The sequence below is a fragment of the Vibrio sp. YT-19(2023) genome, assembly GCF_033337395.1.
In genome coordinates, this window is the sequence record NZ_JAWOQN010000046.1 from 1 (window position 1) to 15,748 (window position 15,748).

Below are 15,748 nucleotides of genomic sequence, written 5' to 3' on the forward strand. Positions count from 1 at the left end.
GCTAGTGCGTCTAGACGTAGATCTGGCACAGGAACCACACCAGTGTTTGGTTCAATGGTACAGAACGGGAAGTTTGCTGCTTCGATACCCGCTTTAGTTAGTGCGTTGAACAGAGTTGATTTACCTACGTTAGGTAGACCAACGATGCCACATTTAAAACCCATGATAGTAACCTTATTCAGCTTTGAACGTGTGGAGGCGATTTTGTGCTTTAGATAGGCCATCCTTAATCAGGATATCTAGACAACGAACAGCCTCATCAGCTGCTGCATCTAAAAGCTCTTGCTCTTTAGCTGGCGCTTTACCTAATACAAAACCCGCCACTTTATCTTTGTGTCCCGGATGACCAATGCCAATACGAAGACGATAAAAATCTTTGTTATTGCCCAGTTTGCTAATGGTGTCACGCAGACCGTTGTGTCCACCGTGCCCCCCACCTTTTTTAAACTTAGCGACACCTGGCGGTAAGTCTAGCTCGTCATGAGCAACCATGATCTCTTCAGGTTTAATTTGATAAAATTTCGCAAGCGCTGCGATCGATTTACCTGATAGATTCATGAAGGTGGTTGGGATAAGCAAACGGAGATCCTGGCCATTGACCATAATGCGTCCTGTTAGACCAAAAAACTTTGGTTCGTTCTTCAGTGTAACGTTGTGAACGCGTGCTAATTCTTCTACAACCCAAGCGCCCGCATTGTGACGAGTTCTGGCGTATTCTGGTCCTGGATTAGCAAGACCAACAAGAAGTTTGATTTGTTGACTCAAGGTTAGGATCTCTCTGGAATCTCAAAAAGCGCAGTATGATAGCACAGAAAACTCGCGGTGGGCGACCAAGGGATTTTCTAGTTATCAGTACAAATAAAAAAACACCCCAAAGAGGGGTGCTTTTGAAATCAGTGTAACTGAAATGTTCGTATTAGTTGAACATTGCAGAGATTGACTCTTCGTTGCTGATACGACGAATCGCTTCAGCCAGCATGCGAGATAGGCTTAGTGTTGTCACTTTACCTGTTGCAGCCATCTCTTTAGACAGAGAGATAGAGTCAGTTACGATAACTTGGTCAAGAACTGAGTTCTTGATGTTATCCGCAGCGTTGCCTGAGAATACTGCGTGAGTAGCGTAAGCGAATACACGCTTAGCACCGCGCTCTTTTAGTGCTTCAGCTGCTTTACATAGTGTGCCACCTGTGTCGATCATGTCATCAACGATCACACAGTCACGACCTTCAACATCACCGATTAGGTTCATTACTTCAGAAACGTTTGCACGTGGACGACGCTTATCTACGATTGCGATGTCGATGTCGCCTAGTGCTTTTGCTGTTGCACGAGCACGAACAACGCCACCTAGGTCAGGAGATACCACTACAGGGTTATCTAGACCGCGAGCCTGCATATCTTCAAGTAGCACTGGCGTGCCGAAGATGTTGTCTACAGGTACATCGAAGAAGCCTTGAATTTGCTCTGCGTGTAGGTCGATAGTTAGAACGCGGTCAACACCAACGTTAGATAGGAAATCAGCAACAACTTTTGCAGTAATTGGCACACGCGCAGAACGTACACGACGGTCTTGGCGAGCGTAGCCGAAGTAAGGGATAACTGCAGTGATACGGCCTGCTGAAGCACGGCGCATTGCATCAATCATAACAACCAATTCCATTAGGTTGTCGTTAGTCGGTGCACAAGTGGATTGAATGATGAAAACATCGCTACCACGAACATTCTCATTGATTTGAACTGCAACTTCGCCATCAGAAAAGCGAGAAACAGATGCATCACCAAGAGAGATGTAAAGACGATCAGCAATACGTTGGGCTAGTTCAGGTGTTGCGTTACCAGCAAATAGCTTCATATCAGGCACGGTGGAAACCTCGGGTTTGCGTCCAGTTTAAATAGGTCGGTGTGAGGCTGATTGGTATTCAGCCAAAGTCTCTTTTAATGGCGAAATATTGCGCCCTTGAGCGACAAATGCCGAGACTTTATCAGAGAGTTGTGCAAGGATAGTTTCTGCTTCAGATTTGCTCGAAAATTCAGCAAAAACGCAAGATCCTGTCCCCGTCAATCTTGACGGCGCGTATTGTAGCAGCCAAGAAAGTTGCTTATCAACCTCTGGGTAGAGCATTCGTACAATTTTTTCGCAATCGTTTACGCTTGGCGTATTTAAAAGTGTTTCTAGATCTCGTTTTGGGGTGTTTCGCGTCAGATCTGGATGACAAAAAACGTCGACGGTTGCGATAGATACATTCGGTCTGACGACTAAATACCACTTTTCTTCGGGATAAGCAGGAGAGAGTCTTTCACCAACACCTTCAGCAAAAGCTGCAAATCCGCGCACAAATACGGGCACGTCTGCGCCCAGTTTTAAACCAATTTCAGCCAGTTCGTCGTCAGTTAGATTCAGTTGCCATAAGTAATTCAGTGCCACTAATGCTGTAGCTGCATTCGATGAGCCCCCACCAATGCCTCCACCCATAGGCAGCACTTTCTGTAGCTCAATATGCGCGCCAAAAGGGCAGTTTGAGTAAGCTTGAAGCGCGGTTGCTGCTTTCCAAATTAAATTGTCTTGAAGAGGCAGACCTTCTATCTCTGGAGAAATTGTAATATCACCAGAATAGTTCGCTTGAATAGTGAGCTCATCGCCGTGATCGACGAATTGGAATAAGGTTTGTAACTCGTGGTAGCCATTCTCTGTACGGCCGTTGATATATAGAAAGAGATTCAATTTCGCTGGTGATGGCCAGCGTGTTGAAAGTTCAATCATTGGGTGATGTTCCATTTTGTGATCACTAGATTTATTTTGACATCAGCTGTGGTGAGTTTCAGCTTATTTGGCAGAGGGAGAGACTGTTCATGCCATTGAACGTCGCCATATCGTTGATATGCAATACTCCAATCATTTAAACCAATTTGTTTGTTTAACGCTTGCAGTGTATTGGTTGGAGACAGTTGGAATTTGTCGGCATCGGTCGGTAGACCTAATAGCCAGTCAGGCATGTGTTCGACGGGCATCATCAACCCTGTAAGACGGTAAATCAGCTGGTTAGCACTGCGAGAAGAAAGGACCTGATCGTCGTAAGTTTCTACTGTGGCGCCTTGTGGGGTGATGGTGAGCTTTAATGCCGTTTGTCCGAGAATCGTTGTTAAACGCAACTGGCTTAGTGCTGAAGAATGTTTCCAGTAGAAGTTTAAATTTTGTCTTTGGTCTGGGCCAATATAACCAAGTTTCCCCGTTGCTTGAAAATCTTGGATGGTTTCGAGTCGCTGCTCATGAGCTTGCCATTCAACGCTGGTAACACTTTCAGGAACGGACGAACAACCAGCGAGCAGTAAGCTCGACAAGAAAAAAAGAATAAAGGAGCGTAACGTCATGTTTGATGGCTTATTAATCAGTTTTATCGGGAATCACTCACAACTATAGCATTGAAAAGTCGCACTTAGGAAAACAAATCCGGCTTACCCTTTCAATAAATGCGTGCTTACAGTAAAATTCTGGACCTATTTTATAACCTATCCCAGAGATACCACGTTAGATGTCCTTGCTTGCTATTGGAATTAATCACAATACAGCGTCTGTCGACTTGCGAGAGAAGGTGGCGTTTGGTCCGGATAAACTCGGCCCTGCACTCGAGCAACTTAGAGAGCACGAAGCAGTTAACGGCAGTGTGATTGTTTCAACCTGTAACCGAACTGAGTTGTACTGCGATGTTAAGCAAGGAGCGCGAAACAAGTTGATCGATTGGCTTGCTCAATTTCATCAAGTGAGCCGCGAAGATTTAATGCCGAGTTTGTATGTTCATGAAGAACAAGCTGCAATAAAGCATTTGATGCGCGTATCGTGCGGTCTTGACTCTCTGGTGTTGGGTGAGCCTCAAATTTTGGGGCAGGTAAAGCAAGCATTTTCTGACTCGCGAGATCATCAAGCTGTCGATGCCTCGATTGATAAACTGTTTCAAAAGACGTTCTCAGTCGCCAAACGGGTGAGAACAGAGACAGATATTGGTGGTAATGCCGTGTCCGTGGCTTATGCGGCATGTACACTGGCAAAACATATTTTTGAGTCGTTATCAGATTCAACCGTGCTTTTAGTTGGTGCGGGTGAGACGATTGAATTGGTCGCGAAGCATTTAGCGTCCAACGGTTGCACAAAAATGATTGTCGCGAACCGCACTAAAGAGCGCGCGCAAGGCTTAGCGGACCAATTTGGCGCAGAAGTGATCAGTTTGAACGAAATTCCTGAACATTTGGCGAAAGCGGATATTGTGATTAGCTCAACGGCGAGCCCATTGCCTATTATTGGCAAAGGTATGGTCGAAACGGCTCTAAAGCAGCGCCGGCATCAACCTATCTTGTTGGTCGATATTGCGGTGCCGCGAGATGTGGAGTCGGAAGTCGGTGAACTGAACGACGCATATCTGTATTCTGTTGATGACTTGCAATCTATCATCGACAGCAACATTGAGCAGCGTAAAGTCGAAGCGATTCAAGCTGAAGCGATTGTTAGTGAAGAAAGCGCTGCATTTATGACATGGTTGCGTTCACTGCAAGCCGTCGATAGTATTCGCGACTATCGCAAATCAGCCAACGAAATTCGTGAAGAGTTACTGAGCAAAAGTTTGCAATCTTTAGCGGCAGGCGCAGATCCGGAGAAAGTGCTGCGCGAGCTGAGTAATAAACTCACCAACAAACTGATTCACGCTCCAACTCGCGCATTGCAAAGTGCAGCAGAGCAAGGCGAACCAGCAAAATTAACGATTATCCGCCAAACACTTGGCTTGGATGATCTATAACTCACGCTTTTTATTAAGAAAACGACACTATGAAAGCCTCTATTCTGACTAAGCTAGAAACGCTAGTAGAACGTTACGAAGAAGTTCAACATCTTCTTGGTGATCCTGATGTAATTGGAAATCAGGACAAATTCCGTGCTCTATCAAGAGAGTACTCTCAGCTAGAAGAAGTAACCAAGTGCTTCCAAGCTTATCAACAAGCACAAGAAGATCTTGTCGCCGCTGAAGAGATGGCAAACGAAGACGACGAAGAAATGCGTGAAATGGCGCAAGAAGAAATCAAAGAAGCGAAAGCGACGATTGAGCGTCTTACTGATGAGTTACAGATTCTTCTTCTGCCAAAAGATCCGAACGATGATCGTAACTGTTTCCTAGAAATTCGTGCAGGTGCGGGTGGCGACGAAGCGGGTATCTTCGCGGGTGATCTATTCCGTATGTACAGCAAGTACGCAGAAAAGCGTGGCTGGCGCATCGAAGTCATGTCTTCAAACGAGGCAGAGCACGGTGGTTACAAAGAGATGATCGCGAAAGTAAGCGGCGACGGTGCATACGGCGTGTTGAAATTTGAGTCAGGCGGTCACCGTGTACAGCGTGTTCCAGCAACAGAGTCTCAAGGTCGTGTGCATACTTCTGCTTGTACAGTAGCAGTAATGGCGGAAATCCCTGAAGCGGATCTGCCAGAGATCAAAGCAGCAGACCTGAAAATCGATACGTTCCGTGCATCTGGCGCGGGTGGTCAGCACGTTAACACCACGGATTCTGCAATCCGTATTACCCACTTACCAACGGGTACGGTAGTAGAGTGTCAGGATGAGCGTTCACAGCACAAGAACAAAGCGAAAGCAATGGCGGTTCTTGCTGCTCGTATCGTTCAAGCGGAAGAAGAGCGTCGTGCCGCAGAAGTGTCTGATACACGTCGTAACCTTCTAGGTTCTGGTGACCGTAGTGACCGTATTCGTACCTACAACTACCCACAAGGTCGTGTGTCTGATCACCGTATCAACCTAACCATCTATCGTTTGAACGAAGTGATGGAAGGTGACCTGCAAAGCTTGATTGATCCTGTGATTCAAGAGCACCAAGCAGACCAACTTGCGGCGCTCGCAGAGAACGGCTAATCGATGAGCCAAGTTCAATCGATTGAGCAAGCACTGAAAAGTGCGACGGCGAAACTGGCAGAAGGCGGCAAAGAGTCGCCTTCTCTCGATGCAGCTGTACTCCTTTGCCATGTCCTTGGCAAACCACGAACTTACCTGCTGACCTGGCCAGAAAAAGCGTTAGAAGCAGAGCAAAAATCTCAGTTTGACGCTCTACTTGAACGACGTTTAACTGGTGAACCCGTCGCTTATATTATTGGTGAGCGAGAGTTTTGGTCTTTACCGTTCAAAGTTTCTCCCTCTACCTTGATCCCAAGACCGGATACAGAACGTTTGGTCGAGGTTGCACTCGATAAGACCTACGAGCAAACTGGGCCTATTTTAGATCTTGGAACGGGGACGGGGGCAATTGCTATCGCACTCGCATCTGAAATGCCAAAACGTCAAGTGATGGGCGTAGATCTCAAACAAGAAGCGAAAGCACTTGCAGAGTACAATGCTGAGCAGCTAAACATCAAAAATGTGACCTTTGCTCAAGGCAGTTGGTTTGAGCCTATTACAGAAGGTACGAAGTTTGCTTTAATTGTCTCCAACCCGCCATATATTGATGAAAAAGATCCACATTTATCCCAAGGTGATGTGCGCTTTGAGCCAAAATCTGCATTAGTTGCTAAAGAGAATGGCTTAGCTGATATTCGTCATATCTCGGATCTTGCTCGTCAGTATCTTGAAGTGGGCGGTTGGCTGGCATTTGAACATGGTTATGATCAAGGTGAGGCGGTGCGTGAGATAATGCGTGGCTTTGGTTACCAACAGGTCGCTACGGAAAAAGATTATGGCGGTAACGATCGAGTAACGCTTGGTTGTCTGGCCAGTTAATCATGGAAGTCAGCAAACACTAACTAAAAAGAGAAGAAAAATGTACGTAGCTCTAAAACACATACACTTAGTGACGATCGCTCTCAGCGCGACGCTACTATCGATCCGATTCGTGTTAATGATGATGAACTCACCGAAGCGAAATAATCGCTTTTTGAAAGTGTTTCCCCACATCGTTGATACTGCATTGCTAGTGTCAGGTATCGCGCTTATTTTCATTACGGGTTTCATCCCGTTTACCGATGCCGCACCGTGGTTAACAAACAAAATCACCTGCGTACTGGCGTACATTGCGCTTGGATTCTTCTCATTGAAACTTGCGAAAAACAACCTACTGAAGATATTTGGCTTTTTCGGCGCATTAGGTTGGTTGGTCATGGCTGCAAACATTGCTGTGTCTAAGAGCCCTACGTTATTTGGATAGACGTCATGTTAGAGTTTTTTGACGAAGATTTTGACAATATACCGTTGGTGGAAGGTGCGCTTGAGCTCAACAAAGCGATTAACCCAGAAACCAAAGTACATTGGGCGAAACAAGAGTTAGAGCGTCTTTACAAAGATGCAGAAGCCACGCTTGTTCATGAAACCGATGAAGAGCAACGATTTGATGCATTCCTACGACTGTTTTTCCACGAGTGGGGGTTCAAAGGCGACGAGCAGGAATACTTTATTTCGGACAACAGCTTCATCGATAAAGTTTTGGAGCGCAGAAAAGGTATTCCTGTGAGCTTAGGTTCGATTTTGTTATACCTAGGCAAAAAGCTGGGTTTCCCGCTTAAGGGAGTTACTTTCCCTACTCAGTTCCTGTTAAAAGTCGACTGGATGCATAAGAAGCCAGACTACATCAACCCATTTAATGGTGAGTATGTAGGTGAAAGGATTCTTCAAGCTTGGCTTATTGGCCAGGAAGGACCGCTAGCTCAGCTAAAGCCTGAACATTTTGAGGAAGCTGACAACCCAACAATTATTGGTCGCTGGTTGGCATTGATTAAAAGTGCGATGTTGCGTGAAGAGCATTATACGCTGGCATTACGTTGTACGAATCTTGCTCTAACGTTTGTGCCAGATGACCCATACGAAATTCGTGACCGTGGTTTTATTTTCCAACAGCTAGAGTGCCCTCAAGTAGCGGTATCAGATTTTCAGTACTTTATTGACCAATGCCCTGACGATCCGGCTTCCGAGCTACTAAAATCACAAGTTAATGTGATGAGTGAAACGCACGTCACACTTCACTAATTTTATCGATGTGCCGAACTGTGGCGTATCGTGGACAGAAAAAGAGAATTAAAATGGAACAGAAAATCGTTAATATCGGCGACATTCAGGTTGCTAACGACAAGCCATTCACCCTATTTGCAGGTATGAACGTTCTTGAGTCTCGTGATCTTGCGATGCAGATCTGTGAGCACTACGTAAAAGTAACGGAAAAACTTGGTATTCCTTACGTATTTAAGGCGTCGTTTGACAAAGCAAACCGCAGTTCTGTTCATTCATACCGTGGTCCAGGTCTGGAAGAAGGTATGAAAATCTTTCAGGAGCTGAAAGACACTTTTGGTGTAAAGATCATCACGGACGTTCACACTGAAGCGCAAGCTCAACCTGTCGCTGACGTGGTAGACGTTATTCAGCTTCCTGCATTCCTAGCTCGTCAAACTGACCTTGTTGAAGCTATGGCCAAAACAGGTGCGGTTATCAACGTGAAGAAACCTCAATTTATGAGCCCAGGTCAAGTGGGTAACATCGTTGAGAAGTTCGCAGAATGCGGTAACGACAAGATCATCCTATGTGAGCGCGGTTCTTGCCACGGCTACGACAACTTAGTGGTTGATATGCTTGGTTTTGGTGTGATGAAAAATGCTTCGAAAGGTAGCCCAATCATCTTTGACGTAACGCACTCACTACAAATGCGTGACCCATCAGGCGCAGCATCTGGCGGCCGTCGTGAGCAGACAGTTGAACTTGCAAAAGCGGGTCTAGCGACAGGCATCGCAGGTCTATTTATCGAAGCGCACCCAAACCCAGACCAAGCGCGTTGTGATGGCCCATCTGCACTGCCTCTAGACAAGTTAGAGCCATTCTTAGCACAAATGAAATCGCTTGATGATCTGATCAAGAGCTTTGCAGATATCGATATTAAGTAAACGCCAGATGACTGGTGGTAACAAATACTATAGCCAACCGAGTGTTGGCTATTTTTTTTATCTGAAAAACTGTAAATTCTCAAACTTGTTACTGATGAATTTGTTATTGCTAAACAATGCATCATAATTATTAAATCAATGTGTTAGGGTGCACGTGGTTTTCAAATAGATCCAATGCTTAAAATGTGCATCAGTAATCCCAATAAGAAAAAGGTAAATAAATGAATCAGCGTCTGATGATCAAAACTGTTTTGAGTGCCGCTATCTTGGCCTCGTTAGCAGGGTGTGCTACGCAACCTGCACCAGAATGGAATGCCGATACAACCTATAAATTGACCGTGTTGCACACTAACGATCATCATGGTCGCTTTTGGCAAAATCGATACGGTGAATATGGCATGGCGGCGCGTAAAACGTTAATCGATGATTTGCGAGAAGAAATACAGGCTGAGGGGGGCAGCGTGTTACTGCTTTCTGGTGGTGACATCAACACAGGAGTACCTGAGTCTGATTTACAAGATGCCGAGCCGGATTTTAAAGGCATGAGCAAAATTGGTTACGATGCGATGGCTCTAGGTAATCATGAGTTTGATAATCCATTGGACGTGCTATTCAAGCAGCAAGAGTGGGCAAACTTTCCGATGTTGTCTGCCAATATTTACGATAAAAATACTGGCAAGCGTTTATTCCAACCATACGCGATGTTTAAAAAGCAGGGCATTAAAATTGCGGTCATTGGCCTTACAACCGAAGACACAGCGAAACTTGGCAACCCTGAATTCATTGAACAAATTGACTTCCGTGACCCAAAAGAAGAAGCCAAGAAGCTGATTGCAGAACTGAAAGAAACAGAGTATCCAGATCTGATTTTTGCTGTCACGCATATGGGACACTATGAAAATGGTAATAGAGGCATCAATGCTCCTGGCGATGTGGCGTTAGCTCGTTATTTGAATGACGGCGATCTCGACATGATCGTTGGAGGACACTCACAAGAACCTGTGTGCATGGAAGGTCCAAACGTTATCAAAAAGAACTTTAAACCAGGTGATGAATGTCAGCCCGATAAACAAAATGGTACCTTTATTGTTCAGGCACATGAGTGGGGGAAATATGTGGGACGCGCCGATTACGAGTTTCGTAATGGCGAACTCTCGATGGTGAGCTACGATCTAATCCCTGTAAACTTGAAAAAGAAAGTTAAAGTTGATGGTCAGTCGCAACGAGTCTTTATCCAAGAAGAGATTAAACAAGACGAAATGATGCTTGAGTTTCTTCGTCCTTATCAAGAAAAAGGTCAGGGCAAGCTAAACGTGAAGATTGCAGAATCTAACGGTAAGCTTGAGGGTGACCGCAATGTGGTTCGTTACCAGCAAACAAACTTAGGTCGATTAATTGCAACGGCTCACATGGAACGTGCGAAAGCAGATTTCGCTGTAATGAATTCTGGTGGTGTTCGAGATTCGATTGCTGCGGGTGATATTACTTATAAAGACGTGCTCACTGTTCAGCCATTTGGCAATATGGTTTCTTACGTTGATATGACGGGTAAAGAGGTATTAGATTATCTAAATGTCGTTGCAACTAAGCCTGTTGACTCTGGTGCTTATGCACAGTTTGCAGGCATTGCGATGAGTATCAATAATGGTGAGGTAACCAATGTGTTTATTGGTAATAAGCAACTTCGCTTAGATGGTAATTACCGCTTTACCGTACCAAGCTATAATGCTGCTGGTGGAGATGGTTACCCTAAAATCGACGATCATCCAGGGTATGTAAATACAGGTTTTACCGATGCTGAGGTTCTGAAGGATTATTTAGAAACACACAGCCCTATTGATGTTAATGAGTATGCCCCTTCAGGTGAAATCACGTATTTAGTTGATACGGCGATTGATCAGTAACCCAACAGAGAAAAAGCGATTGACTCAAACTCGCTGATATCATTAACTAAAAGCGCAGATCCAATTCAGTCTGCGCTTTTTGTTTTTATGAGGAGAATCTTGATGACTCCGGCCATTAATCTTGCGAAAAAGAAAAAAATTCCACACACGATTCATCAGTATGAGCATGACCCTAGAGCCGATAGTTATGGCTTGGAGGCTGCTGAAGTGCTAGGACAGGATCCGAAAACAGTATTTAAAACCTTGTTGTTCTGCTTGAACGGGGAGCCAAAGAACCTTGCGGTTGCGATTATCCCTGTTGATCAAAAGCTGAACCTAAAACTGGCGGCGAAAGCAGCGAAGGGCAAAAAGGCCGATATGGCTGATCCGGAAATCGCCCAAAAGACCACAGGTTATGTCGTTGGTGGAATTAGCCCACTAGGGCAGAAGAAAGCCTTACCTACTTTTTTGCACGAAAGCGCAGCAGAGCAAGACAAAATCTGTGTGAGTGCTGGTAAACGTGGTTTAGAAATTGAGTTAGCCCCGAGAGATTTGCTGAGCTTAACTCGTGGTCAGTTTGCACCTCTTTGTTTGTAAACTCATGACAAATAAAAAGGACGCTCATGAGCGTCCTTTTTTGATCTTGCCTGTGTCAGTGAAGTGTTACTTCTTCAGACTCAATGTACCACCAGTGCGTTTAGCTGGTTTGCTTGGTTTCGCGGCATTTGGATTCATGTAATGCTGCTTAGGCTTACTCGGTGATTGAGGCTTGTTTGCTGAATGCGTATTGCTCGATGCATCTGGTTTACGGTGCGATTTACCATGCTCGCCTTGCGGTCTGCTGCGTTCACCTTGTGGTTTCGCTTTGTAATGTTCTTTAGCTGGACGTCCGCCTTCATCATCACGCTGACGACGCTTTTGTTGACCTTTTTTCGAGTTTGGTGCATGACGGAACTCATCAGCATTGTTACCGCGGAAAGTTCGTGTCTTCTGGTTACGACGAGCAGTAGAATCTTGGTTTTCTTCACGGCTATCAAACAGCTTCGCGTCGGTCGCTTTACGAATGTTGCGACCTCTAGAGTCTGTTTTTGATGCTTCTTCTGTACCTACAGAGCCTTCACACATTGCTAGGATCTCTGCCACTTCTTCGTCACTTAGGTAACGCCATTTTCCATTCGGAATACCATCAAGAGAGATATTCATGATGCGTACGCGACGCAGCTTGAATACTTCATAGCCCAGCGCTTCACACATGCGACGGATCTGACGGTTAAGTCCTTGAGTGAGCACAATACGGAAAGAGAATTTAGTTTCTTTCGTTACCTTACAAGGTAGGGTGACTGTGTCGAGAATCTTAACGCCACTCGACATCTGTTTGAGAAACTCTCCTGTAATTGGCTTGTCCACGCGTACGACGTACTCTTTTTCGTGGTTGTTGCCTGCGCGAAGGATTTTGTTCACGATGTCGCCATCGTTGGTCAAAAAGATCAGACCATCAGAGGGTTTGTCTAAGCGGCCGATCGGAAAGATACGTTTTTGGTGGCCGATGAAATCAACGATGTTTCCAGGGACGTCTCTCTCAGTTGTACAGGTGATGCCTGTTGGTTTATTGAGAGCGATATAAATCGGCTTCTCTTTTGCTGCCACTGGATTACCATCCACACAAACATCATCACCAGGTAGCACTTTTGTCCCCATTTCAGGTTTGTTGCCATTAATGGTGACACGGCCTTGCTCAATCAGTCTGTCTGCTTCACGGCGTGAGCAAAACCCCGTTTCACTGATGAATTTATTTAATCGTTTAGCGTTGTCTTGTGACATTTTTGTCTCCTAACGTTTCACAACGGCGAATGAAGCTCGCTTCCTTTAAGGGGAAGGAAGAATAAGGGCGGGCATTCTAGCATTAGGGTGAAATTTAGCCTAACCGTTTTTGGTGACGTTCGCGGGTTTCTAATTTCTTTTCCGCACTTTTTCTAAGTAGGACGTAAACGGCTCCAGTTCCACCGTGAAAGCGTTGCGCACTATGGACGCATTGGACTTCCTTTATTTGTCGTAGCCAACTGCTAACAAAGCTTTTCATCATTGCAGGTGGATTTGAGCGTTCTCCTCGACCATGGACGATAACGACCGTTCTAATGTCCATTGATAGGCATTGCTTTAAAAACGTCACGACTTCATCGCGTGCTTCTTTCAATGTTTTACGGTGCAAATCCAAGCGAGCTTGGATTGGATACTTACCAAGGCGAAGTTTGCGGTAAACCCCGTCCTGTACACCATCACGTTTGAACTCAACAAAGTCCTCTGGCTTGAGCATTTCAGCGTGATCAAGTGATAGGTATTCTGGGTCATCTTCCGTTAACCAGATTGCTGCTTCGCGTTTTGCGAGCTGTGCTTCTGTTACTTGGTGTACTTTTTTGTGTTCGGTGGTGTCTTGAGTGATTGGCTTTACATCGCCCATCATCTGTTGAAATAGATCAAAATCGTCGTCGTGAGACATAGCAGTAATCTCATTAAGAACAGGGAAGAATAATAGGATTATATCAATGAGTGGTGCATTGAGATCAAATAAAAAACCGGAGTAGGCAAGTAACCGACTCCGGTGCAAAGCGTTTCTAGAGCTAAGCGAGATCTAGTGAGGAGATTTGTCGTTCATGATCTTGTATATGAAGAAACCGCCGTAAAATAACATCAGACCAATTGCCCCAAAAATTACTATCATTGACGATAGACCCACTGCATTACCAAATAGGAGATCAAGCCAAAAGTCCATACGTTTCCTCCAAGATGTTCCCGACAGGAATAAACTAAATGGCGGTGTCTTGTTGCACACTGATCTGGATCAATTATGTTGCTAAGGTTAATAAACTGTATTTTGTTGTGAGTTATCAGTCACATTTTACGTGCTAGTGTTCAGTTATTCATCAAACGAATTAAGACCTAAGGTTTTTTTGTAAAAAGCACTTGCGCCACAGTTCAGAATCCGTAATATACGCATTCGTTGACGGGGACAATTCCTCAGTTAAACATCTCGGTGAATAGCGCAGCTTGGTAGCGCATCTGGTTTGGGACCAGAGGGTCGGGGGTTCGAATCCCTCTTCACCGACCACTTTCAGAAAGCCTGCTCAATGAGCAGGCTTTCGTCGTTTTTAGTGCTAGTAATTTTAGACTTCAATAGTATCGAACCAAATGGGGTTCGCTTGAAGTTAGAACATGGCTCTTCACCGACACGTATTGAGAGGAAGGCTCTACAGAAATGTAGGGCCTTTTCATTTTTTAAGAGCGAGTAAATTTATTACTTGATGTCACACGAGATAGTATTGATAGGAGTTTCAGAAGTAGTGAAACAGACATAAGCGGTCTTTGGGTGATTTGGCCCAATCTTGACGTAACCCGCTTTTAAATCGTCTTCATCAAACGTTACTGAGTGAGATTTGCTTGTATTTCCATCATAGTAAACCGCTTCAAAGCCTTGGTTCATCATATGTGCAACGCGATTTCGAGTGTGGGCTGTTGAAAACGTGATGTTCGCGCAACGCATCATTGGTTTTTCGGTAATAAGAAATTGACCACTCTCTTTATCTAAAACACCGCCTTCTACTTCCGGAGTTATATCAATAGCTTGAAAAGCTTCTACGTTGCATGGCGGTTTAGCATAAGACAGCGAAGAAGTGAGCATAATTCCAATCGTGTATAGGAATAAATATTTAAATTTCATATGAGTTGTTTTGTATCCACTTAGCTTAACGGCGTTTTATAAGAAAGTTTGAATGAATTTTAAATGGTTGTATTTAAATAATTGTATTTAAATGGCATTTTTCAAACAATCACTAGATATCACAATTTGCTTGGCGCGTCTTACCCAGTGGTTTGATGTTAAATCCCCGATTTTTAAGCAGTTCAATCAGGTTATCTTTACCTACTAAATGCAAGCCACCAACAACAACGGTGTAACGACCCGATTGCTGAGGTAGAACACTGCCAGTGTCGAGTTTTTTAGCCCAATCTCGATTACGCTCGTATAAAAAGGCTTGGTTAAACTCTTCTGTTGTATGATCGGTCAAAGAGGCTTCGACCAACATGCTACCATCACCACTCTTCCAACTCTCTATCAAGCATTGAACCAACTCTTCTCCGCCATCATATTCTTCAATTGATGAGAGAAGTATCTCTTTACCGCCTTCTGATTGACCTGCGATTAAATCGATTTGGAATTGCACGGACTCCAGTGGAATGACCGGGATTTGCTTTTTATCAGCGAGTCCTATTAAGTGCATGTCGACCCCTTTATCAGAGACATACCCCAGTTTGTTGACTAAAGCGAGTTGGATGGTGAATGCCGCCATCCAAGGTGGGGAATTTAGGAGTTGAGTTTCTGGCAAACCTAAATCTTGGGCAATTTCAATTAAGTGGCGACGTTGAGCTCTGTCTAAAACATCTTTAGAAAGAATGGTTGTTTGTGGGTAAACCAAGCCTTCAGAATTCCTGACGTCTGCTTCAATAATCAACCCTGCGCTTTGGCTTAAATGCTGGATGACCGTTCTAGGGAGTGGGTACATCGTTTTATCCCCCACATGTACCGAGCCAATAATCATAAGTTCGGTTTCCCCTTTTTTCGCTAACCAATGCTGTGGCTCTGCATAAGAGGAAAAAGGAGTCAAAGTAACAAGTAGAGATGATATGAGCGTCAAGAGACGAAACATAGAATGGTCCTCAGATAAGATACCTTTAAACTTTATACGCAAAATAGCGTGAGGTTAAGTGCAATTTCTCCAGTGGGGTATTCGACAAAATCGTCATTTCTAAAAATATTGACGAGTTTTGACGACGAATAAATGAGAGTCACTTCACGAAAGGTAAATAGGTAATTCGCTTACTAATGGTTCACAAAATAATTAGGCGTGATCCAAATCTTACAAAATCAGTCGTAACTCATGAATATAAGTGACCTAGATCGCAGC

Annotated in this window: 18 protein-coding genes and 1 tRNA gene; 9 read left to right on the forward strand and 10 right to left on the reverse strand. The window is 44.5% G+C overall.

Features of this window, described 5'->3' with window-relative positions:
* The 5 genes from R7E78_RS22050 to lolB form a co-directional block, all read right to left on the reverse strand.
* A partial coding sequence (locus R7E78_RS22050; protein WP_318058246.1) for a GTPase occupies positions 1-164 on the reverse strand: 164 nt, incomplete at its 3' end.
* Positions 165-174: 10 nt separating this feature from the next.
* A complete protein-coding gene (pth, locus tag R7E78_RS22055; protein WP_005384112.1) occupies positions 175-765 on the reverse strand; it encodes an aminoacyl-tRNA hydrolase in 591 nt (196 codons plus the stop codon).
* Positions 766-916: 151 nt separating this feature from the next.
* Positions 917-1,861 carry a ribose-phosphate pyrophosphokinase gene (locus R7E78_RS22060; protein ID WP_005393176.1) on the reverse strand — a complete coding sequence of 315 codons (945 nt, stop codon included), beginning with the start codon at positions 1,859-1,861 and terminating at the stop codon, positions 917-919.
* Positions 1,862-1,888: 27 nt separating this feature from the next.
* A complete protein-coding gene (gene ispE / locus R7E78_RS22065) occupies positions 1,889-2,776 on the reverse strand; it encodes a 4-(cytidine 5'-diphospho)-2-C-methyl-D-erythritol kinase (protein ID WP_374041272.1) in 888 nt (295 codons plus the stop codon).
* Positions 2,758-3,369 (reverse strand): lipoprotein insertase outer membrane protein LolB, encoded by a 612-nt coding sequence (gene lolB / locus R7E78_RS22070; RefSeq protein WP_047009559.1) that lies wholly within the window; start codon positions 3,367-3,369, stop codon positions 2,758-2,760. The genes ispE and lolB overlap by 19 nt, the downstream gene beginning before the upstream one ends.
* A gap of 161 nt (positions 3,370-3,530) precedes the next feature.
* On the opposite strand from lolB, the gene hemA reads away from it, so the two are divergent.
* The 8 genes from hemA (at position 3,531) to ybaK (ending at position 11,387) form a co-directional block, all read left to right on the forward strand.
* Positions 3,531-4,787 (forward strand): glutamyl-tRNA reductase, encoded by a 1,257-nt coding sequence (hemA, locus tag R7E78_RS22075; RefSeq protein WP_005384104.1) that lies wholly within the window; start codon positions 3,531-3,533, stop codon positions 4,785-4,787.
* A 29-nt stretch (positions 4,788-4,816) separates the two neighbouring features.
* Positions 4,817-5,905, forward strand: a complete 1,089-nt coding sequence (prfA, locus tag R7E78_RS22080) for a peptide chain release factor 1 (protein WP_005382222.1) — start codon at positions 4,817-4,819, stop codon at positions 5,903-5,905.
* Positions 5,906-5,908: 3 nt separating this feature from the next.
* Positions 5,909-6,763, forward strand: coding sequence for a peptide chain release factor N(5)-glutamine methyltransferase (gene prmC / locus R7E78_RS22085; RefSeq protein ID WP_017634841.1), 855 nt, complete (start codon positions 5,909-5,911; stop codon positions 6,761-6,763).
* 40 nt (positions 6,764-6,803) lie between these two features.
* Positions 6,804-7,187 carry a SirB2 family protein gene (locus R7E78_RS22090; RefSeq protein WP_005382225.1) on the forward strand — a complete coding sequence of 128 codons (384 nt, stop codon included), beginning with the start codon at positions 6,804-6,806 and terminating at the stop codon, positions 7,185-7,187.
* A 5-nt stretch (positions 7,188-7,192) separates the two neighbouring features.
* On the forward strand, positions 7,193-8,002 hold the full coding sequence (locus R7E78_RS22095; protein ID WP_005384098.1) for a SirB1 family protein: 810 nt from the start codon (positions 7,193-7,195) through the stop codon (positions 8,000-8,002).
* A gap of 53 nt (positions 8,003-8,055) precedes the next feature.
* A complete protein-coding gene (gene kdsA, locus R7E78_RS22100) occupies positions 8,056-8,907 on the forward strand; it encodes a 3-deoxy-8-phosphooctulonate synthase (RefSeq protein ID WP_005384095.1) in 852 nt (283 codons plus the stop codon).
* Between the two features lie 221 nt (positions 8,908-9,128).
* Entirely contained in the window at positions 9,129-10,811 is a 1,683-nt protein-coding gene (ushA, locus tag R7E78_RS22105) for a bifunctional UDP-sugar hydrolase/5'-nucleotidase UshA (protein WP_213916237.1), read from the forward strand.
* Positions 10,812-10,913: 102 nt separating this feature from the next.
* Positions 10,914-11,387, forward strand: a complete 474-nt coding sequence (gene ybaK, locus R7E78_RS22110; protein ID WP_005384092.1) for a Cys-tRNA(Pro) deacylase — start codon at positions 10,914-10,916, stop codon at positions 11,385-11,387.
* Between the two features lie 66 nt (positions 11,388-11,453).
* Here the strand turns inward: ybaK and rluF are convergent, their stop codons facing one another.
* The 3 genes from rluF to R7E78_RS22125 form a co-directional block, all read right to left on the reverse strand.
* Positions 11,454-12,611 carry a 23S rRNA pseudouridine(2604) synthase RluF gene (gene rluF, locus R7E78_RS22115; protein ID WP_054576681.1) on the reverse strand — a complete coding sequence of 386 codons (1,158 nt, stop codon included), beginning with the start codon at positions 12,609-12,611 and terminating at the stop codon, positions 11,454-11,456.
* A gap of 94 nt (positions 12,612-12,705) precedes the next feature.
* Positions 12,706-13,287: a DNA endonuclease SmrA gene (gene smrA / locus R7E78_RS22120; RefSeq protein ID WP_005382233.1), complete on the reverse strand. Its 582-nt coding sequence runs from the start codon at positions 13,285-13,287 to the stop codon at positions 12,706-12,708.
* A 132-nt stretch (positions 13,288-13,419) separates the two neighbouring features.
* Positions 13,420-13,560, reverse strand: coding sequence for a DUF3149 domain-containing protein (locus tag R7E78_RS22125; protein WP_005382236.1), 141 nt, complete (start codon positions 13,558-13,560; stop codon positions 13,420-13,422).
* A 259-nt stretch (positions 13,561-13,819) separates the two neighbouring features.
* Here R7E78_RS22125 and R7E78_RS22130 point away from each other — a divergent pair.
* A tRNA-Pro gene (locus R7E78_RS22130) sits at positions 13,820-13,896 on the forward strand.
* A gap of 186 nt (positions 13,897-14,082) precedes the next feature.
* Here R7E78_RS22130 and R7E78_RS22135 read toward each other — a convergent pair.
* Together R7E78_RS22135 and R7E78_RS22140 are read right to left on the reverse strand one after the other, a co-directional pair.
* Positions 14,083-14,466, reverse strand: coding sequence for a hypothetical protein (locus R7E78_RS22135; RefSeq protein ID WP_411913763.1), 384 nt, complete (start codon positions 14,464-14,466; stop codon positions 14,083-14,085).
* Positions 14,467-14,617: 151 nt separating this feature from the next.
* Positions 14,618-15,490 (reverse strand): TraB/GumN family protein, encoded by an 873-nt coding sequence (locus R7E78_RS22140; protein WP_005382001.1) that lies wholly within the window; start codon positions 15,488-15,490, stop codon positions 14,618-14,620.
* Positions 15,491-15,748: the final 258 nt, after the last annotated feature.